This window comes from Enterocloster bolteae (genome assembly GCF_002234575.2).
Lineage (GTDB): Bacteria > Bacillota > Clostridia > Lachnospirales > Lachnospiraceae > Enterocloster > Enterocloster bolteae.
In genome coordinates, this window is the sequence record NZ_CP022464.2 from 792,431 (window position 1) to 810,976 (window position 18,546).

Below are 18,546 nucleotides of genomic sequence, written 5' to 3' on the forward strand. Positions count from 1 at the left end.
TAAGGAAACACAGAAAAGAGGAGATAAGAGATGAAGAATTTAAGGAACAGGAAATACGGATACCGGGCAGCAGCTGTCCTGGCAGCCATTACCATGGCCGGGACAATGCCCCTGACCTCATTTGCGGCCAGCGGGAAAAGGCCCAATGTAAGCAAGCCGGATGACGCCCATACGATTGCAGAGCCGCCTGCACCTGATATCAACAAGGATATAAGTCCTGAATTCGCATACAGCGAGGATAAATGGGCCTCCCTCAGGGATAATGTGCTGGAATTCGGGGAGTTAAAGGACTTGGTGCATGAGTACAACCCAACGGTCCGCAGCAACCGGTCTACCTATAAGGATCAGAAGGGCAAGGACCTGAATGCGGCCTACGATGATTATATGGATGATATTGATGCCATCTGGAATAATGCAGACAGCGACGATGACGTGGCATGGGCCACAGCCAGGTTCCAGGTGGGCGTACTCCAGCAGCAGGCCGACAATAACTATCAGGACGCGGACATGGAGAAGATTCAGTATGACCAGACAGAGGCAGGACTTGTGTATCAGGCCCAGCAGCTGATGGTGACTTATGAGCAGTCACGGTACAATATGGAAAATCTTCAGAGCGCCAGGAATCTGATGCAGGCCCAGTATGAAGCAACCGCAGCCCGCCAGGCAGCCGGCATGGCAACCCAGGCAGATGTGCTGAGTGCATTAAAGAGTGTACAGGACCAGGATACGGCTATCCTTACTGCACAGAAATCAGCTGACAATGTCCACAGGAGTCTCTGTCTGATGTTAGGATGGGCAGTGGACGGACAGCCTGAGATTAGGGATGTGCCCGAGCCTGATTTGAACCGGATTGCATCTATGAATCCGGACGCTGATATGGAGACGGCCATCGCGAATAATTATGATGTGAAATATTTTGAGAAGAAGGCCGGCAACCTGACCAGCCAGTACCTGATTGACTCCAACCAGGCACAGATCCAGGATGCAAAGGATAAGGCGGCCAAATCCCTTAGAAACCAGTACAATGCAGTACTTACGGGACGTGATTCCCTGAACGCGGCCGTGATGGCCCTGGATGTTGCCTCCGTTAACCTGAACACGGCAACGGCCAAGAGAGCGGTAGGCGAAATTACAGAGCTGGAATACCAGAATGTGCTTAACAGCTATATATCCGCCAAGAACAGTGTGGAGACAGATAAGCTTCAGCTTCTGCTGGCCATGGAAGCCTATGATTGGAATGTAAAAGGTCTCACAACCTCCAATTAGGCCGGTTGAAGAAAGGTAAGGAGGTTGGACAGATGAATATGAACAGACGAAAAGGCTTCATGGCTTTGTCGCTGGCAGCCGTGATGGCGGTGGGCGGTGCAGGCGCTGCGCTGGCAGACGAGCCGGGAGTGGTGCCGGGTGATACGTACACAGAGGCCATGGCCCGGATCCAGGACAGCCACATGGAGTACGATGAATTGACAGATCTTATTAAGAACTGCTATGCCCCTATAAAAAGCGCGTACTCCATGATTGATACCATGGAAGAGGACCAGGGAAGCATTGCAACGGCTATGCGAGTGGTGGCTGATGATTATATGTCCCAGGCAGACCAGCTGGCAGATGTTCTGGGCAGCGGTAATCCTGCGGTCATGCAGGTGGTGGGAGGTGCCAGGATGCTGCGTTCCAGCGCAGGGTCCATGGACCGTTCCATTGAGCGCAGCAAGTCCAGCCGGAGCGTGGACCGCCAGGTGAACATGATTGTGTCCGGTGCGGAGACTCTGATGAACCAGTATGAGTATTACCTGGCACAGAGGACTGTGGTAGCCAAGGCATTGGAGATAGCCCAGACAGCCCAGGCCATACAGCAGACCATGCAGGCCCAGGGGCTTGCGGTGGATGCAGACGTGCTTTCGGCCGCAGCCCAGCTGTCCTCGGCAAAATCCCAGCTGGAGAGTATAGATGCGGGAATTGACCAGATATATAAGACCCTCTGTTACTACACCGGATGGGAGAAAGGCGCGGATACTGTCATTGGCCCGGTTCCGGCAGCAGACCCATCGGTTATCGGAACCCTGGATTTGACATCCGACAAGGAAACCGCGGTAAACAACAACTACAGCCTGATCAGCATGCGGAGCGGTTCAGGGTCAGGGATGAGCGACTTCCAGGTCCGAACCACCAAAGAAATGACGCAGAAGGCCAATAAGATGCGTACCGTGGACTACTCAGAGGACCAGCTCCGTTCTGATATGCAGACATTGTATGACACCATACTGGAGAAAAAAGCAGCCTATGATTCAGCCTCCACTGCGTACCAGAGCGCCCAGCTCACATGGAATGCAGCGCAGATTCAGAGGCAGAATGGAACGCTGAGCCAGATTCAGTTCATGCAGCAGGAGCTGGCCTATCTCCAGGCCCAGTCCGGATTTAAGTGTGCTGACCTGAATCTCCAGCAGGCACTGCGCAATTATCAATGGGCTGTAAAAGGCGTCAGCGTTAGCGCCGGTTAAATGTAAATTACAGTAAAACCCTATTTTTACCAGCTTTGTTACATTTGCAACAAAACGGAGGTGAAAATAGGGTTTTTCTCTGACTTTTAGTTTAAAATTTACAAAAACTATATAAATTTAATGCGTCAATCCCTTGAATTTAGTGGAAAAAAATGTTATTCTAAGTACATAGGGGCATGTATAATTATTCAGAGGAGGGTGGTAACCAGTAGTCGGTTTTGTTTTGAATTGAGGTGATTCTATGTTAACGAAACAAGTTGACAGCAGGGAAAGAGTCTTTAGGCCAATCCCTATTTCTTATTTGATTCAGACGGCAAATCAATTTGACTGCGATATTTTTGTCACCAGCGATAAGTATACAGCAAATGTCAAGCAATACGACGAAGTAAAGAATCTTAGAATGACAGGTTTTCTGACTTTTTACTTTAAGGGAAGTGACGAGCTGGAGGCCGAGGACAGGATTCAGAAGATTCTGTGGGAGGATAATGAAGGATAAGGAGCGTACATAACTATGTGTGTACAAAATTAAACGAGGACAGGGAGACCGGTCCTCGTTTATTGATTTTATGATGTTTGCAACGATTTAATTATACCATCCAGTTATACCATTCAATTACATTATTCCATATTCCGCGTTTCGGAATTCTCTTTGTCCAGGTAGTGCCCGGCGTCTTTGAAAAAGCTCCATACAATCATGACAATAATGAAACCAATTGGAAAAGCTGCTATGATGGACACAGTCTGCAGGTTAGCCATGGAATTCTCCGCGAAAATCAGGGCTATGGGCAGCAGCATCAGCAGTATGGCCCAGAACAGCTTTACCTGCTTGTGAGGCTCTTCCTCAGCGCCCAGGGACTTATAGGAGTATGAGCTGGCCACCATGGTCAGGGCGTCGAAGGAAGTGGCATAAAAGGCAATCATGGTAATGGCCAGGAGAACCAGTCCGGCCTTGGCCGCAGGCATTGTCTCAAATATGGATATGATGGCCTGGTACAGATCTCCGGTTTTTGCATAGACACCCATCAGGTCCAGCTTTCCGTGCATCTGCAGTCCAAGTCCGTAATTGCCCAGGATGATGAAGGATGTAAAGGTGCCTGAGAGACCGAAGAAATAACCTCCCAGCACAGTCTGGCGGATGGTCCTTCCCTTGCTGATGGTGCCGATGAAGAAGGGGGTGGCAACACACCATACCATCCAGTAGGCCCAATAAAAGATGGTCCAGTTTTGGGGAAAGGAGGAGGTGCGCATGGCATCGGTCCAGGTGGCCATGCCCACGAAGTTCTGCACCATGTTCCCCACTGCGGTGATGCCTGTCTCGATGATATAGCGTGTCTCGCCCCCGCACAAAAGGAAATAGGCCAGCAGTCCGAAGAACAGGTACACGCAGGAGGCTGCCAGTTTGGCAATGCCCTGCATGCCGAAGTATACGGCCATGGTATACACAACGCAGATGATGACCAGGATGCCGATGGTCAGGAAATTGTTTTCAGGTATGCCCAGCACACGGCTTAAGGCCATGGAAAGAAGGGGCGTTGCCAGGGAAAATGTAGTGGCAGTGCCGGCCAGAAGGGCAAATACCGCTGTCAGGTCAATGAGTTTGCCCAAAACACCGTCCACACGTCTGCCCAGAAGCGGCCGGCATGCCTCGGAGTACTTTTGTTTGTTCCGCTTGCGCACATGAAGCATAAAGCCAAAGGACACAGCCAGAATGATGTAAAAGCTCCATGGGATGGGGCCCCAGTGAAACAGAGGATAGGTGGATGCCCAGTCCTGCATGGCTCCCATGTCCGTGATATGGGGCTCGCCTGCGTAGAGCATCCACTCGCACAGGGAGTAGAACAGTATGTCGGCTGCCAATCCCGCCGTAAACATCATGGAACCCCACTGAAAGGAGGAATACTGCGGCTTTTCAAGATTCCCAAGCTTTATTTTGCCATAGCGCGAAAACGCCATGTACAGGGAGCAGATTAAGGCGCCCAGCCCAAGGAGAAGATAATAGCCTCCAAACTGGTCCCCCAGGAAAAATCGCACAGAACCAAGCACTTGGGATGAGGCGTCCGGGAATATCATGAACAGGGAACAGAGGGCCAGTATGGTCACAAAGGGAATGATGGTTGTGACCCAGTCCAGTCTGTTCTTTAATGGAGTGTCTATACTGCGGTTTTTATCTTGTTTCATGGCTGTATCCTCCTGGATGTTCAAAAATTGATTTAAATTAACTATATTGAACATATTATCATCAGTTCTTGGAAAAATCAAGAGGAACTTGTAAAAACATCAATAATTTTGTAAGAAAAAAGGACTGTTAAATTATTGTAATCTTAGCTATAATAGTAACGTTGACAAAAAGGAGGATTACCATATCATGAGAAAATTAAAGAAATTATCATTGATATTATTAGCTTCAGCGGCCCTGCTTTGCGGTTGTACCCAGAGCAACATTGTTTCTCCCAGCAACGGTGTGGTTCAGGGGGACGGACAGCCTGACCTGGAGGTTGATAAAAATATTAACATCGACTGGCAGGAGGTAAGGGAAGACCTCAGGGATCAGTTCCTGGAGCCTTACGGGGTGTTTGCTGATTATGTGATGGATCTGGATGCCAAGTATGACGCCGGCAGCAACAGGGTCGTTGTCCTGCTTCCCGTATCTCATAAGACCACAGGGGACATTGCTGTGGTTTATGGCCAGGAAGTACTGAAGGCAGTGGGCACCTACATTGCGGAGCAGAATTTCTATTATGAAGCGCCAGACCCGGAGGATACGGACAGTACTTACTACGGCAGTTACTTTGACGAGCATGACGTGCTTGTTCAGGTGTTCCCTTACGACAAAGAGGGGGATGAAAGCGCATACCTTGTAAACGACGTTATGAAGGCAGGGGAACAGAGGGAGCTGACGGCTCAGATTCAGTAAAGAGATGATTAAGGAGATATTGGGATGAGGATTGACAGATACTGGAAACAGGCCGCCGCCGGGCTGCTGGCCATCATGACACTGACAATGACCGGAGGGAATCTGGACAGCTTGGCCATGACCAACTCCCAGCCGCTAAAGGCCCAGGGACAGATGCTGTCTTCCCCGGACAAAATTATCATCAGGGATGAAGGGGAGACAGCCCAGTCATCCCAGGCAGCGGCTGCCAGCCAGCCGGTCATTCAGGCCAAGGCTCAGATTGCCGCATTTGGGGAAGTCACCACTCCCAAGACAGATTCCACTTCCCTGTTCGGGGCCGGCCGTCTCACCATGCTGGCCAACCACGACACGGCAGCCCAGCTTCTGTCGGTTATCATTGAGACAGGTGAGGGCGGCCTCATCGTAGTGGACGGTGGCTGGACCAATAATACGGATTATCTTCTGAACCAGATTAAGCAGAAGGGCGGTCATGTCCAGGCATGGCTTCTGACCCACCCTGATTCAGACCATGTGGGAGCTTTGGCAGACATTCTGTACAAGCATAACGGAGAGATTACCATTGACGGCATCTACTATTCCTTTGCAGAGGACAGCTGGTATGCTGAGAAGGACCCTGAGGTCGCCAAGATGGTGGCCTACATCAAGGGAGCCTTTGGTCTGGTGCCTCAGAATATCCTTCACGGTGATATTGTGTCGGGACAGGTTATCCAGGCAGGTCCTGCCAGGATTCAGGTATTGAATCAGGCATATAAGATGAACAATGACTTTGTCAATAACAGCAGTGTGGCCTATATGGTATCCCTGAATGGGACAAACACCGTGTTCCTTGGGGATTTGGCTAAATCAGGCGGCGAGCAGCTGATGGCCGACCATGATCTGAGCGCCCTTAAGTGTGATATTGTCCAGGTGGCCCATCACGGACAGAACGGCGTAGGATATGAGGTCTACAAGGCGTTAAGACCCAGCGTTGCTCTCTGGCCAACCCCCCAATGGCTGTGGGATAATGACAACGGCGGCGGATCCGGAAGCGGTATCTGGCTTACACAGGAGACAAAGAACTGGATGGTCCGCCTTGGCGTGAATGCAAATTACTGCATTAAGGACGGCGACCAGGTAATCGAATAAGACGTGCATTGAATCAACCAAAAGATGGCAGAAATTGTAAAACAACAGAAGCCGTAAAATAACAGAAATTACCAGCAGCAAAAAGCCGCGGCTCCTTCTTCCTGAATCCTCAGGAAAAGGAGCCGCGGCTTTTTACTTATTAATACTCTTTTGGTTGGCGGGTCTATGCTGCTTATTGACTTACTTGCCCTGGCCGCTGTTCTGCGGCATTCAGTCATCTGCACAGGGAAGTCCGCTGTGGTAGGAATAATTACCCAGCTCGGACAGAAGATTCTCAAGGGCGTTCAGCTTTAAGGGCTGTCCTGTCTCCAGCATGGAGTTGATCATGTAGAAGATAGTGCTCAGCTTCCCCAGGGACTGTCTGAACAGGTCTGGGAAGGAGGACTTGGAGGCAATACTCTTATCCCAAGGATTGCACCATGTCTCATGATGCAGGTTCAGGCTCCAGGCCGGGTTCTCCACGGTATCCGTAACCAGCTTGCTGGAGGCTACCGGATTTTTGAGGAACAGGGATTCAAAAAATGCAATCCTGTCCTTTTTTCTGCTGTTAGGGTCAGACAGAGTCCTGCATCCAAAACGGAGAGCCAGAATGGAGCGGTGTATCATAGGAGCCGTGACCTGGTACCTGTTCTTATAGCTCAGCGGATAGAATGCTTCGTTGATGCAGTCTGACAGGAACTGGGAAATAAATTGGGTTTCCATTCCATTCAGACAGATGGTTGCTGCCTGGTTGAACTGGGATGGCTTCTTTCTCTTGTACTTCTGAAGCAGAAGAGCGTCTATGTCATTCTCCAGCTTGGCGTGGAGTCCGTGGTAATAGGACCCCGGGTGATTGACATCGTATTCAATGCGTCCGTATACATAGGGGTGGCATATAGAGTCACCGATATAATGGCAGATAAAACCGCACATGTAGGCCAGGCCTTCTTCACGCTGCTGCCTGGAACCGATTCGGGAAAGCTGCATGAAACAGCAACGGAAAAAGTAATTGACATGGTGTTCATGCATATAGGAACCTACATTGCGGTGGTCTCGATGGCGCAGGATGGGCAGGTTATAAAAAAACATGTCCGGCCCCTGGAGACCCAGCTGATAGAGCCACCGATACTTGGCAATGATAAACTTCAGATTGTTCTGAGGCATATCATTGTATGCTTTCATGCCCAAGACATAGTGTGTTGTAAAACCTGGCATCGGCATACCTCTTTTCTATTGGATTCTTGCAGTAGTTCCTACTACATATTCTATCATAAACAACTATGAAATGCGAGCCGGAAACAAAAGAAAATTCCTTCCAGCGGTCATAGTCAGGGGAACTTCGGAATAAGACATTTATAAGAAGTAAGCAGGGCAGGATAAGTTCAGATGATGAATGTATTAGAGCAGGTCCACCAGATGGTGTGGGGGCCGTGGACCCTTGTCATATTCCTTGGGGTGGGTATATTCTTTACCCTGAAATGTCATTTTTTCCAAATCAGGGGATTTTTATTCTGGTGGAGCCGCACAGCAGGACGGCTTATATCGGGAGAAGCGTCCAGGAAGGAGGACGGCACCGGAAAAGGAAAGGGAATCAGCCAGTTCCAGTCGGTGTGCACCGCGCTGGCGGCAACTGTGGGAACAGGCAATATAGCAGGGGTGGCAACCGCGCTGACAGCGGGAGGGCCAGGCGCCCTGTTCTGGATGTGGGTATCAGCCCTGATCGGCATGATAACCGCTTATGCAGAGACCATGCTGGGAATCAGGTACCGGTACAGGGATAAGGACGGACATTACATATGCGGTCCGTTTATATACATGGAAAGGGGACTGGGGCTCAGGGGAATGGGAGTGCTGTACAGCTTTCTGTGCCTGATGAGCTCTCTTGGAATGGGCAGCATGGTTCAGGCCAACTCGGCCATCAGCACTATGGAATACACCTGGCATGTACCGGCCCTGGCAGGCGGTCTGATATTTACCGGCCTTCTGGTGCTGGTCACCTGGGGAGGAATCCGCAGAATCGGAAATGTGGCTGAAAAACTGGTGCCTGCGGCGTCCGGAATCTATATTGCCTTTTCCATGATTGTGATTCTTTCCTGTCTGGAACAGATACCCGGAGCACTGGCATCCATGGTAACCTCCGCTTTCCGGCCTGAAGCGGCAGCAGGAGGGACAGCGGGATATGTAATCAGCCGTAGCGTGCGTTACGGCATCTCGCGGGGGGTATTCTCCAATGAGGCCGGACTTGGCACGCTGGCGGTACTCCACGGACCCACAGAGGGCACAACGCCTCATGAACAGGGGATGTGGGCCATGTTCGAGGTGTTCTTTGACACCGTGGTCCTGTGCACCCTAACGGCCCTGGTAATCCTGTGCATGACCGGCTCCAGCCCGGAGACAATACCTTATGAGGGAGCAGCCCTTGCGGCCTGGTGTTTTAGCAGACGGCTGGGAATTATAGGAGAATATCTGGTCAGCGGCTCCATGGTAGTATTTGCATTTGCCACAATCATGGCCTGGTTTTATCTGGGGAGGCAGGCTGCGGCCTATTTCATCGGGGGGTGCGGGTTCGGGGAAAATGCGCAGCACATGTTTGCTGCCAAGGTATATCCCCTTTTGTTTATTGCAGCTGTATTTTTAGGAAGCGAGGCCAGGCTGGGACTGGTCTGGCTGCTGTCAGACATATGGAACGGACTCATGGCCTTCCCCAACCTGACAGCCCTTCTGTTTTTATCCAGGGAAGTAACTCTTCCGGAGGGGTTTTTAAGAAGGCGGGACTAAGAGTATGGCCAGCGTCCTGATTCAAAAAAAGAAACAGGGGCAGGATTTAGCTCTGCCCCGGACCACGGATAAACGAAAAAACGCACCATCCTGAGGATGATACGCCTTCTGGAAAAAAGTATTTTAAAAGGGAGGAGAGCTGATAAATTCTTATCAGCTCGAGTATTATGAAAAAAATCTTGTAAGCGTTTTTTGTGTAGCAACTCTTGTTGTTTGCTATGTTTAAAGTATATAGCTTAAACATGAAGAAATAATGTTGTTTGTGTAAAAGGTTTTTGAATGAAATATGAACGAAGTGTGAATGGGCAAAGCGGGCTTGCTCCTTTTTGCAGGCGGCAGGCAAGCAGGAGCCTTAAACGGTTGAACCGGCAGCGCGCCGAATTCTAGGGCTGATCCTGGAGATAACGCTTCTCGAACTCATTTAGAGGTATGGGAGCGGAAAAAACATATCCCTGTATCATATCGCAGCCCATGCTGCGAAGAAAATCAACCTGTTCCGTGGATTCGATGCCTTCGGCCACAGTCTTTACCTTTAAATGCCTGGACAGATCAATCAGGCATGAAATCACATCCTTTGCTTTCTGACCGGACATATTGAGGAAAAAGGAGCGGTCCAGCTTCAGTGTGTCCACATCAAACTCCTTCAGAAGTCCCAGGGAGGAAAAACCAGACCCGAAATCATCCAGGGAACACAGAAAGCCCATGCGGTGCATTTCCTGAATGGTTTCTCTGACTGTCTTGATCTGCTGGTTATCAAAGAAAATGGACTCCGTCAGCTCGAATTCCAGGATTTTATCGGGTATCTTAAAGCTGGATGCGATTCCTGCAAAGGTATCCAGGAAATTGGGATTCCGGAAATGCTGGCGGGACAGGTTGACGGAGACTGGTATCAACGGCAGCCCTTCCTGTCTCCAGCGGTCTATGGCAGCGCATACCTCTGTGAATACATAGAGATCCAGCCGGCATATTTTCCCATTGTTCTCGAACAATGGTATAAAATCAGATGGATATATGATTCCTTTTTGGGGATGATTCCAGCGCACCAATGCCTCTGCTCCTTCCAGCCGGCCGCTTCTGAGTCCGATTTTGGGCTGCAGATAAATCTGAAAATACCGGTTTTCAATGGAGTCCTCAAAAAGCGCGTTTAACTCCTGTTCTATTTTCAGGGTCCGGATCAGGCTTTCATCATAAAAACAGCAGCTGTGGCATAAATCTGTCCCGCAGCTTTGCAGTGCGATCCTGGCATGGTCCTGGAGAAGAGTGATTTCCTGGTACGGGTCGTCTGCAAGGCAAGCGCCCTGCTTGAAGGACAGGGACAGGTCGGGAAGTTCCGTATCATGAAAGTTGTTGATATCATGAATCATATCATTCAGCCGGTATTGGATGGCTCCGGGGCTGTACTCCTTCAGACAGAGGAAGAAGTGGTCTGATTCGCCTCTGGCCGCAAATTCATCCTGCTCCTCACGCAGATGCTGCTTCAGCACCTTATATATATAGGAGAGAATCTGGTTGCCGATCCGGATGCCGAACTGCTCGTTGACCATCTTAAATCCCCGGACATTCAGAAGCACAATGGAATAGGTGCAGGGGGTCATGTTTTTTGAGAGTTCCCTGTATCTGGCCTGGAAAGCCGCGTTATTAAGCCCGCCTGTAAGGGGATCCCTGTATGCAATCAGCTCAAGCTGCCTTTTGTGGGCGTTATAGAACCGGAATACTGCAAATAAAAACAGGGAGAATATAAGTATGGTAGCCCCTATAATGATGAAGGACTGAAGGATGTATTGGTTTGTCCCGGTGGATATGATATCGGCAGGAATGATGGTAAGCAGAAACCAATCGTTTATGTTAAGGGCATTATAGGAGAGGAGCAGTTCTTCTTTTGTGGTAGCAGTAAATTTCAGGACGCCGCTGCGGTTTTCTGTCATATCCCGCTGCATCTTCTGTATGTCTGTAATTATTTTTTCATTTTTTTCTTGTTTAAAGATATCCCCCAGCTGCAGAAAGGGTTTTAGATCCGTAGGAGATATGATTACCTGCCCCTGGCTGTCCACAATGCAGCTCAGCATCTGGCCGCTGAAGCTTTTGGAGGAAATGAGGGACTGCATGTTTTCCTTGCTGCGAACACCCACCAGAACCCCGTCTACTCCGTTGTCCCGATAGACAGGGACGGAATAAAAAATACTTTTTCCACCTATATAGCTGGCTTGTATGCTGCCCTGAAAAGAGGCCCGGACACTGGGAAGCTTAAGAAAGTCCTCCGGGGATACAGGGGGTTCACCATCGTCAGTCTGTGAGGAGACAGAAAAGCCCTCCCTGTCAAAGAAAATCAGAGGTTTAAATTCCAAAATCTGGGCTGCGCGGTTCAGAAAGCCTGACATTGTATCTGTATCTTGTTTTTCTGTAAACTGCGAAAAGCTGTCAGCAGTCATGACCAGATTGGTTATCTTGTTATTGATGGCATCCCGGATATCGCGGGACAACTGGGAGGTCACATCCGTTAAATAGCCCTGGGTAGAGCGGTCCAACTCGATTTGAAGCTTGGCTGCATTCAGGATGGAAAGGGCAAAAACTGAGACCAGGACCAGGGAAAGGAATCCTATATACCATCCGCGTCTGAATAATGGTTTCTCATAATCATCTGATATAGAATCTTTTGTTTTTTTCATTTCCAAGTAAACTCCATATTTATAACAGTCTAACATCAATAAATTTTGATAGTTTTATTTTAAGTGACAGTATTTGATAAATCAATGCAATATTTGTGTACATATACATATAGTATTGAAATTAATACGTGGTATAATACTGTTATAAGGAACAGCAGGCGGGCAGAACATGCCGGGTGTCCGGGAGGGGTGGCAATGAAAAGAAAAAAGACGCTGCATGACTACCTGTATGAAAATCTGAGGGAACAGATTGAGACAGGGTATTATAAATATGGAGAAGCCCTGCCGTCCATGAACCGGCTGTGCGAGACCTACCATGTGGGAATCCGTACGGTTAGGGATGTGCTATCGGAATTAAGGGATCAGGGAATGATACGGACAGAGGAACGCAGACCTGCTGTCATCGTATACGGCAAAACAGGAGAAGAGGACTATATACCCGATATACTGGCAGTGCTTCAGAGAAAGACATCGGTTCTGGCGGTTTATAAGACAATGGAATTGTTGATGCCCAGGATGTTTGCATTATCTGTCCAGGCATGCGGTGTGGAAACTGCCGTGGAATATTTCAAACGGCTGAAAAGGGACAGAAGGAAGGAAGTACGTGCCAGATGGAAGGCCTCATCCAATGCTCTTTATAATCTGCTGGATGCGTCCCATAATCTGCTGTTCAGGGATATATTCACCAGCCTTGAGATTGGCTCCAGAATTCCTTTTTTCCTGGAGCCGGAGTACACGCCGCCCTTTTCCTCCTGCAGCGGGGAATATGATGACCCCATGTGGATGACCGAGGCAGTGTCTGCCGGTGATACCCGGATGATACAGGAACAGTTTGCACGCATGTACCGGTCCCTGGGGCATGACATAAAGAGGTATCTGGACTGGATTGAATCCAGGTTTGAAACAGGAAACATAGAGCAGAAAAATGGATATTCATGGAATTGCGCTCAGGGGCATGACCACCTTTATATTCAGATTGCCCGTGATCTCATCGACCGGATTGGACTGGGATTCTATAAGGATGGTTCCTTTCTTCCTTCGGAGGCGGCCCTGGCGCAGGAGTATAGTGTCTCCGTTGCCACCATACGCAGGTCCATATCCATGCTGAACCGTCTGGGATTCTGCCGCACGTATAATGTAAAGGGAACACAGGTGACCCTGTTTAATGACCAGGCTGCCTTTCAGTCCATGAAAAACAAGGTTCACAAAAAGGATATCCTTATGTATCTGAGCGGCCTCCAGTTCATGGCCCTGGCATCCGCTCCGGCGGCCCTGCTGGCGGCGCCTTTTATCGGGAGGGAGGAGATAGACTGTATAGAGGAGGAGCTTGCAGGACCTTATGCGGTGCCCCTCAGTATCCTGATGCACCATATCATTGAAGATCTTACCCTGGAACCATACCAAATTATACTGCGGCAGGTCAGCAGCATACTTCACTGGGGGTATTATTACTCCTTTTACCAGAATGGAATCCAGGCAGGCAATGAGCTGAATCAAATCAGCCATGAGGCATTCCGGCGCCTGCAGGCCGGAGATACAGAAGAGTTTGCACGTCTTTTGTCCCTGTGCTACTGCCATGCGCTGGAGCTGGTGCGCGATTCCATGGTAGTCTGGGGACTTTCGGAGGCAGCGCTGTTTGTTACTCCTCAGGAGATGGATAAAGTGAAGCCGTGCTGGACAAAGCCCGCAGAATTTGCTATAGTGGATAAAGATTCTAATTGAAAAAGGAGAAAGACAAAATGGCAAATCCTATAGTTACCATAACCATGGAAAATGGAGATGTAATGAAAGCGGAGTTATACCCGGAAATAGCTCCTAATACAGTGAACAATTTTATCAGCCTTGTAAAAAAAGGATATTATGACGGACTGATTTTCCACAGGGTCATCAATGGCTTCATGATTCAGGGCGGCTGTCCTGAGGGCACAGGCATGGGCGGTCCTGGCTACTCCATCAAGGGAGAATTCGCACAGAACGGCGTTAAGAATGACCTGGTGCACACAGAGGGCGTACTTTCCATGGCAAGAGCCATGCATCCCAACTCAGGCGGTTCCCAGTTCTTCATCATGCACAAGGCATCGCCGCACCTGGACGGCTCATATGCAGCCTTTGGAAAGGTGACAGAGGGCATGGATGTGGTGAATAAAATCGCGGATGTCCAGACTGATTACAGTGACCGTCCCCTGCAGGAGCAGAAGATTAAGTCCATGACAGTGGAAACCTTTGGGGTGGATTATCCGGAACCGGAGAAGTGCTGATGGGAATTGTCATTGAAGGCATCCCCGGCTAATATGACAATGAGGCGGTAATATGGTAACAGAGCGTAGTATCTGTTTAGACGGAAAGACCTGTACAGCAGTCATATCAGACGAACCTGAGGCCCTTCTGGCGGCGAAAGCTGCCGGGAGGGCCGTTGTTGGCGTTGAGAGCGAGAGGACAGACATCTGGGAGTTAAAGGGCATTCCCTATGTGATACCGGACTTTGAGGATGCCACGGACGAGCTGCTGGATCTGGTGATACGCCGCCATCTGGGGCTTCCGTGGAATATATGCAGAACAGACAGGCTGCTTATACGGGAGCTGACCGCGGATGATGCCTGTCACATTCCGGAGGAGGAATACGGACCTCAGGAAGCCATATTCCGTTTAAGAGACACACTGGAACTGTACTGCAGAAACCAGTACGGCTTTTATGAGTATGGTACATGGGCCCTGGTACGCAGGGACGACCAGGTTCTGGTGGGGCTGGCGGGAGTGTCCAACCCCAGGCTTAAAAGGGAGATGGAGGAATGTCTGGACTCCATGGGACAGTCTGTTCCCTGGCTGGAATTGGGATACCATGTTTTCCTTCCTTACCGGCAGCGGGGATACTGCGCGGAAGCTGTGACGGCCATTGCGGATTACAGCCATGAGGTGCTGGGAGTCCGGCTCTGCGCGCTGATCCGCAGAGAAAACCAGGCCTCCCGCAAGGTGGCGGAAGGCCTGGGAATGACGTGTCTTATGGAAACAGATACTCAATCATCTGAATGGCAGCTTCTTTATGGGGAGAGCCTTGTATGACGGCCAGATAAGGAGGATCCATGATGATGCCTGTCTTTTCTTCCAAAGCCGTATCCTCCAGGGACAGGGCAACAGGCGTAAGGTTTCCCTCGCCGTCCTTTGCCCGGTAGATATGGTCCTTCACCCGTGCATAAAGCTCAGGAGAAAGCAATTCCTCCAGGTTCTGGTATGCGGATACGGTCTCGTAGTGGTCTATGGCGGACTGGTCCCCGATGACCACGTCCAGGCTTTTGCTGGCAACCAGGGCGGAAATTTTGGCCAGGGTGGCATATCCGTACTGGGAGGTGGATTCCTCATTAAAATCCACCATCAGTCCCTCGTTTATTTCAATCAGGTCCTTTTTGCCGCATCCCAGGTATTCCCGCAGATCGGATTCCAGCAGGGCGCTGGAGGAGGCGCCTGCGGAGCGGTCGTTGATAATCGCCACGGACAGGCGGGTGGTAAAGGTCTGGCGGTATATCATGGTGCCTATGGTGCTTAAGACGCCGATGACAAGAATCACAGCCAGGAGGTGGAATTTATAATACTCCCACACATACCAGGCCCTGTCTTTCCAGGACATGTTTTTCAGTTTCTGCCGTTCGTTTTCTGCTTCTTCTCTGATGGACATAGCTTATGCATTCCTTCCGTTTCTCTCTGCTGTATTTGCACGGACAGGCCGTTTCATGTAAGTATACCACATCCGGCCTTAAGGAGAATATAAAAATTTCATGAAATCAGGGCAGCCCTTTGCATTTTCCCCTTAATATGATAGAATATCACCAGGTGTATTTACAGAAAGAAGAGGAATGCTTATGTTGCAAGGTATATTTAATTATGATAATCCGGTGTGGCGGTTTATAGGAAAGCTGGGAGACTTAATCATACTGAACATTTTATGGATTGTCTGTTCCATTCCTGTGTTTACAGCAGGGGCCTCCACCACTGCCGTCTATTATGTGACCTTAAAACTGGTGCGGGATGAGGATGATTCCACCATACGGTCCTTTTTCCGGTCTTTTAAGAGCAACTTCAAGCAGGCAACAGCCATATGGCTTATCCTGCTGGCGGCCGGAATCGTGCTGGGCTTTGATTTCTGGTTCTTTGTGTCAGGTCAGATGTCTTTAAACGGAGCAGTCAAGACAGCTATGACCGCGGTGTCCGGCGGATTGCTTTTGATTTATCTGTTTATCATTACCTATGTGTTTCCGCTGCAGGCCAGGTTCTATAATCCGGTTAAGCGGACCCTGTTCAATGCGTTTTTTATGTCCGTGCGCCATTTGTTCCAGACTATCGGGATACTGGCCACTGATCTGGGAATCGCGGCAGCCACATATTTCGGGCTGTTTTATTTCCCGCAGTTTGCCATGTTATTATTCCTGTTTGGGATGCCCCTCATTGCCTTTGTAAACTCGTATTTCTTCACTGCTATTTTCAGGAAGTACATGCCTAAGGAGGAAGAGCAGGAGCATACAGATGCAACCCCCTTGCTGGGAGAAGAGGATGAGGAGATGAAGGAAGCAATTCGGAATCTGAAGGGGAAATAATCTGATTCTTACCATTATTAAAACCGGCCGGAAAATTTCTGCCGGTTTTCCGCATTTTTCTGCAATTTCCACTTGCAAATAGAGTGAAAGTATTGTATACAATATAATGTATTATAAAAACAGAAATGTAAACAATGTACATAGAGGGGAGTCCGCGGATGATAAAACATTTACGCTTAAAAGCATATGGAAAGATTAATCTGGCTCTGGATGTACTGGGACGGCGGGCTGACGGCTATCACGAGGTGCGGATGATCATGCAGACCGTGGGGCTTCATGACCGGATTGATTTGTACGTTACCCAGGAGCCGGGCATCAAGATAGAAACCAACCTGTTTTATCTGCCGGATAATGAGCAGAATCTTGCCCATAAAGCGGCCAGACTGCTGATGGAGGAATTCGGTATACGCCAGGGCCTGTCCATCCATCTGCGCAAGTTCATTCCCGTGTCAGCCGGCATGGCCGGAGGAAGTACGGACGCTGCCTCTGTTCTCTTTGGAGTCAATAAAATGTTTGGCCTGGGCCTGTCCACCGGGGAACTGATGGAACGGGGCGTGACCCTGGGAGCGGACATCCCCTACTGCCTTATGCGGGGGACTGCCCTGTCCGAGGGAATCGGCGAGAGGCTGTCGCCCCTGCCTCCCATGCCCCAGTGCCAGGTGCTCATAGCCAAGCCGGGAATCAGCGTGTCCACCAAGGTGGTATATGAGAGTCTGGACGCCATGAAGCTTGCGCCTTCGGACCATCCTGACATAGACGGCATGATAGACGCTATCCGCAGCCAGAATCTGCGGGAGGTGGCAGGCAGGTTCGGGAATGTGCTGGAGCTGGTCACCGGAGAACGGTATCCGGCCATTTCAAGGATTGAACAGGTCATGCGTGACTATGGGGCTTTGGGGGCAATGATGAGCGGAAGCGGTCCGACGGTATTCGGCCTTTTTGCCAATCCAAGGGCGGCCCAGGCAGCCTATGAGGATCTGCGGTTCGGCAAGGCATCGGAGCTGGCAAAACAAGTGTATCTGACCAATTTCTTTAATGTGAAAAGGAATGGACAGGACATGGCATAATGCTGGAAAGGGGGCATTTTAAATGGAAAATAATTTCAAGGTTAATATGAACGAGTATCTTCCGCTTCGGGACGTGGTGTTCAACACCCTGCGGCAGGCCATACTGAAGGGGGAGCTGGCTCCGGGGGAAAGGCTGATGGAAATTCAGTTGGCCGAAAAATTAGGCGTCAGCAGGACTCCGATCAGGGAAGCTATCCGTAAGCTGGAGCTGGAGGGCCTGGTGCTTATGATACCCAGGAAGGGCGCCGAGGTGGCCAAGATATCTGAGAAGAGCCTGCGGGATGTGCTGGAGGTGCGCCGCTCCCTGGAGGAGCTGGCCATTGAGCTGGCCTGCCAGAGGATGTCGGAGGATGACATGGCTGAACTGGAACGGATGCAGGGTAACTTTAAAAGCGCCATTGACAGGGGGGAAGCCATGAGCATTGCCCAGTCAGATGAGCAGTATCACGATGTCATCTATCAGGGAACCCGCAATGATAAGCTGGTGCAGATGCTGGGCAACCTGCGTGAGCAGATGTACCGCTACCGCCTGGAATATATAAAGGACGAGGACAAAAGGCAGGTGCTTCTGGTGGAGCATGAGCACATACTGAATGCCCTTAAGAACCGCAACATAGCCGAGGCAAAGAAGGCTGCCAGGGAACATATCGACAACCAGGAAATTACGGTTTCGCGCAACATAAAGGAGCAGGAACAGGAGCCGGCCGTACCGGCACGGGGGAGGAAATGATGGGGGACGAAACCTTCAAGGAGCGGTATCTGTCAGGGGAAATTCCCTTTGAGGAGATAGACCGGTATGTAAGCCGCTGGAATAACAGCGACGACCCCCGCACTCTGGCCCAGTATCTGGGGCTGAATGCGGAGGAAGAGGACGTGTGGATCGATGTGAGCGACGAGGCGCTTCAGGATATGCTGGACAGCCAGAAAAGATAG

The 18,546-nt window shown here is 50.0% G+C and carries 17 protein-coding genes; 13 read left to right on the top strand and 4 right to left on the bottom strand.

The genetic code is table 11. The features are described from left to right. Positions 1–30 precede the first annotated feature (30 nt). From CGC65_RS03800 to CGC65_RS03810, 3 genes are all read left to right on the top strand, one after another. Positions 31–1,266 (top strand): TolC family protein, encoded by a 1,236-nt coding sequence (locus tag CGC65_RS03800; protein WP_002568254.1) that lies wholly within the window; start codon positions 31–33, stop codon positions 1,264–1,266. 32 nt (positions 1,267–1,298) lie between these two features. Beyond that, positions 1,299–2,498, top strand: a complete 1,200-nt coding sequence (locus CGC65_RS03805; RefSeq protein ID WP_002568253.1) for a TolC family protein — start codon at positions 1,299–1,301, stop codon at positions 2,496–2,498. Positions 2,499–2,739: 241 nt separating this feature from the next. Beyond that, the gene (locus CGC65_RS03810; RefSeq protein ID WP_002568252.1) at positions 2,740–2,994 is read left to right on the top strand and encodes an HPr family phosphocarrier protein; all 255 of its coding nucleotides are present in this window, start codon (positions 2,740–2,742) and stop codon (positions 2,992–2,994) included. A gap of 122 nt (positions 2,995–3,116) precedes the next feature. Here CGC65_RS03810 and CGC65_RS03815 read toward each other — a convergent pair whose 3' ends face one another. Beyond that, positions 3,117–4,676, bottom strand: coding sequence for a BCCT family transporter (locus CGC65_RS03815; protein WP_002568251.1), 1,560 nt, complete (start codon positions 4,674–4,676; stop codon positions 3,117–3,119). Positions 4,677–4,863: 187 nt separating this feature from the next. On the opposite strand from CGC65_RS03815, the gene CGC65_RS03820 reads away from it, so the two are divergent. Together CGC65_RS03820 and CGC65_RS03825 are read left to right on the top strand one after the other, a co-directional pair. Then, on the top strand, positions 4,864–5,412 hold the full coding sequence (locus CGC65_RS03820) for a hypothetical protein (protein WP_002568250.1): 549 nt from the start codon (positions 4,864–4,866) through the stop codon (positions 5,410–5,412). Between the two features lie 24 nt (positions 5,413–5,436). Further along, positions 5,437–6,537, top strand: coding sequence for a ComEC/Rec2 family competence protein (locus CGC65_RS03825; protein WP_002568249.1), 1,101 nt, complete (start codon positions 5,437–5,439; stop codon positions 6,535–6,537). 210 nt (positions 6,538–6,747) lie between these two features. Here CGC65_RS03825 and CGC65_RS03830 read toward each other — a convergent pair whose 3' ends face one another. Further along, positions 6,748–7,731: a zinc dependent phospholipase C family protein gene (locus CGC65_RS03830; RefSeq protein WP_002568248.1), complete on the bottom strand. Its 984-nt coding sequence runs from the start codon at positions 7,729–7,731 to the stop codon at positions 6,748–6,750. Positions 7,732–7,902: 171 nt separating this feature from the next. On the opposite strand from CGC65_RS03830, the gene CGC65_RS03835 reads away from it, so the two are divergent. Further along, entirely contained in the window at positions 7,903–9,294 is a 1,392-nt protein-coding gene (locus tag CGC65_RS03835; RefSeq protein WP_002568247.1) for an alanine/glycine:cation symporter family protein, read from the top strand. A 383-nt stretch (positions 9,295–9,677) separates the two neighbouring features. Here the strand turns inward: CGC65_RS03835 and CGC65_RS03840 are convergent, their stop codons facing one another. Beyond that, positions 9,678–11,960, bottom strand: a complete 2,283-nt coding sequence (locus CGC65_RS03840) for an EAL domain-containing protein (RefSeq protein WP_002568245.1) — start codon at positions 11,958–11,960, stop codon at positions 9,678–9,680. Between the two features lie 195 nt (positions 11,961–12,155). Between CGC65_RS03840 and CGC65_RS03845 the strand changes: the two genes are divergently transcribed. Genes CGC65_RS03845 through CGC65_RS03855 form a run of 3 tightly spaced genes read left to right on the top strand, consistent with a single transcriptional unit; the run spans position 12,156 to position 15,020 of the window. Then, positions 12,156–13,682, top strand: coding sequence for a GntR family transcriptional regulator (locus tag CGC65_RS03845; protein WP_002568244.1), 1,527 nt, complete (start codon positions 12,156–12,158; stop codon positions 13,680–13,682). Positions 13,683–13,699: 17 nt separating this feature from the next. Further along, positions 13,700–14,218 (top strand): peptidylprolyl isomerase, encoded by a 519-nt coding sequence (locus CGC65_RS03850; protein ID WP_002568243.1) that lies wholly within the window; start codon positions 13,700–13,702, stop codon positions 14,216–14,218. 52 nt (positions 14,219–14,270) lie between these two features. Then, complete coding sequence (locus CGC65_RS03855) at positions 14,271–15,020, top strand: GNAT family N-acetyltransferase (protein WP_002568242.1); 750 nt, start codon at positions 14,271–14,273, stop codon at positions 15,018–15,020. Here CGC65_RS03855 and CGC65_RS03860 read toward each other — a convergent pair. Further along, positions 14,959–15,630, bottom strand: coding sequence for a hypothetical protein (locus CGC65_RS03860; protein ID WP_002568241.1), 672 nt, complete (start codon positions 15,628–15,630; stop codon positions 14,959–14,961). The two genes, CGC65_RS03855 and CGC65_RS03860, sit on opposite strands and share 62 nt — an antisense overlap. Before the next feature lie 184 nt (positions 15,631–15,814). Between CGC65_RS03860 and CGC65_RS03865 the strand changes: the two genes are divergently transcribed. The 4 genes from CGC65_RS03865 (at position 15,815) to CGC65_RS03880 (ending at position 18,546) form a co-directional block, all read left to right on the top strand. Then, positions 15,815–16,546 (top strand): YesL family protein, encoded by a 732-nt coding sequence (locus tag CGC65_RS03865; RefSeq protein WP_002568240.1) that lies wholly within the window; start codon positions 15,815–15,817, stop codon positions 16,544–16,546. 158 nt (positions 16,547–16,704) lie between these two features. After that, positions 16,705–17,613 carry a 4-(cytidine 5'-diphospho)-2-C-methyl-D-erythritol kinase gene (gene ispE / locus CGC65_RS03870; protein ID WP_002568239.1) on the top strand — a complete coding sequence of 303 codons (909 nt, stop codon included), beginning with the start codon at positions 16,705–16,707 and terminating at the stop codon, positions 17,611–17,613. 22 nt (positions 17,614–17,635) lie between these two features. After that, complete coding sequence (locus CGC65_RS03875) at positions 17,636–18,343, top strand: GntR family transcriptional regulator (RefSeq protein WP_002568238.1); 708 nt, start codon at positions 17,636–17,638, stop codon at positions 18,341–18,343. Next, positions 18,343–18,546 carry a hypothetical protein gene (locus tag CGC65_RS03880; protein ID WP_002568237.1) on the top strand — a complete coding sequence of 68 codons (204 nt, stop codon included), beginning with the start codon at positions 18,343–18,345 and terminating at the stop codon, positions 18,544–18,546. Before CGC65_RS03875 ends, CGC65_RS03880 begins: the two co-directional genes overlap by 1 nt.

Excerpts from the sequence above, each read along its gene's own strand:
- CGC65_RS03800 (WP_002568254.1), top strand. The coding sequence starts at position 31 with ATGAAGAATTTAAGGAACAGGAAATACGGATACCGGGCAGCAGCTGTC.
- CGC65_RS03805 (WP_002568253.1), top strand. The coding sequence starts at position 1,299 with ATGAATATGAACAGACGAAAAGGCTTCATGGCTTTGTCGCTGGCAGCC.
- CGC65_RS03810 (WP_002568252.1), top strand. The coding sequence starts at position 2,740 with ATGTTAACGAAACAAGTTGACAGCAGGGAAAGAGTCTTTAGGCCAATC.
- CGC65_RS03815 (WP_002568251.1), bottom strand. The coding sequence starts at position 4,676 with ATGAAACAAGATAAAAACCGCAGTATAGACACTCCATTAAAGAACAGA.
- CGC65_RS03820 (WP_002568250.1), top strand. The coding sequence starts at position 4,864 with ATGAGAAAATTAAAGAAATTATCATTGATATTATTAGCTTCAGCGGCC.
- CGC65_RS03825 (WP_002568249.1), top strand. The coding sequence starts at position 5,437 with ATGAGGATTGACAGATACTGGAAACAGGCCGCCGCCGGGCTGCTGGCC.
- CGC65_RS03830 (WP_002568248.1), bottom strand. The coding sequence starts at position 7,731 with ATGCCAGGTTTTACAACACACTATGTCTTGGGCATGAAAGCATACAAT.
- CGC65_RS03835 (WP_002568247.1), top strand. The coding sequence starts at position 7,903 with ATGATGAATGTATTAGAGCAGGTCCACCAGATGGTGTGGGGGCCGTGG.
- CGC65_RS03840 (WP_002568245.1), bottom strand. The coding sequence starts at position 11,960 with ATGAAAAAAACAAAAGATTCTATATCAGATGATTATGAGAAACCATTA.
- CGC65_RS03845 (WP_002568244.1), top strand. The coding sequence starts at position 12,156 with ATGAAAAGAAAAAAGACGCTGCATGACTACCTGTATGAAAATCTGAGG.
- CGC65_RS03850 (WP_002568243.1), top strand. The coding sequence starts at position 13,700 with ATGGCAAATCCTATAGTTACCATAACCATGGAAAATGGAGATGTAATG.
- CGC65_RS03855 (WP_002568242.1), top strand. The coding sequence starts at position 14,271 with ATGGTAACAGAGCGTAGTATCTGTTTAGACGGAAAGACCTGTACAGCA.
- CGC65_RS03860 (WP_002568241.1), bottom strand. The coding sequence starts at position 15,630 with ATGTCCATCAGAGAAGAAGCAGAAAACGAACGGCAGAAACTGAAAAAC.
- CGC65_RS03865 (WP_002568240.1), top strand. The coding sequence starts at position 15,815 with ATGTTGCAAGGTATATTTAATTATGATAATCCGGTGTGGCGGTTTATA.
- ispE (WP_002568239.1), top strand. The coding sequence starts at position 16,705 with ATGATAAAACATTTACGCTTAAAAGCATATGGAAAGATTAATCTGGCT.
- CGC65_RS03875 (WP_002568238.1), top strand. The coding sequence starts at position 17,636 with ATGGAAAATAATTTCAAGGTTAATATGAACGAGTATCTTCCGCTTCGG.
- CGC65_RS03880 (WP_002568237.1), top strand. The coding sequence starts at position 18,343 with ATGGGGGACGAAACCTTCAAGGAGCGGTATCTGTCAGGGGAAATTCCC.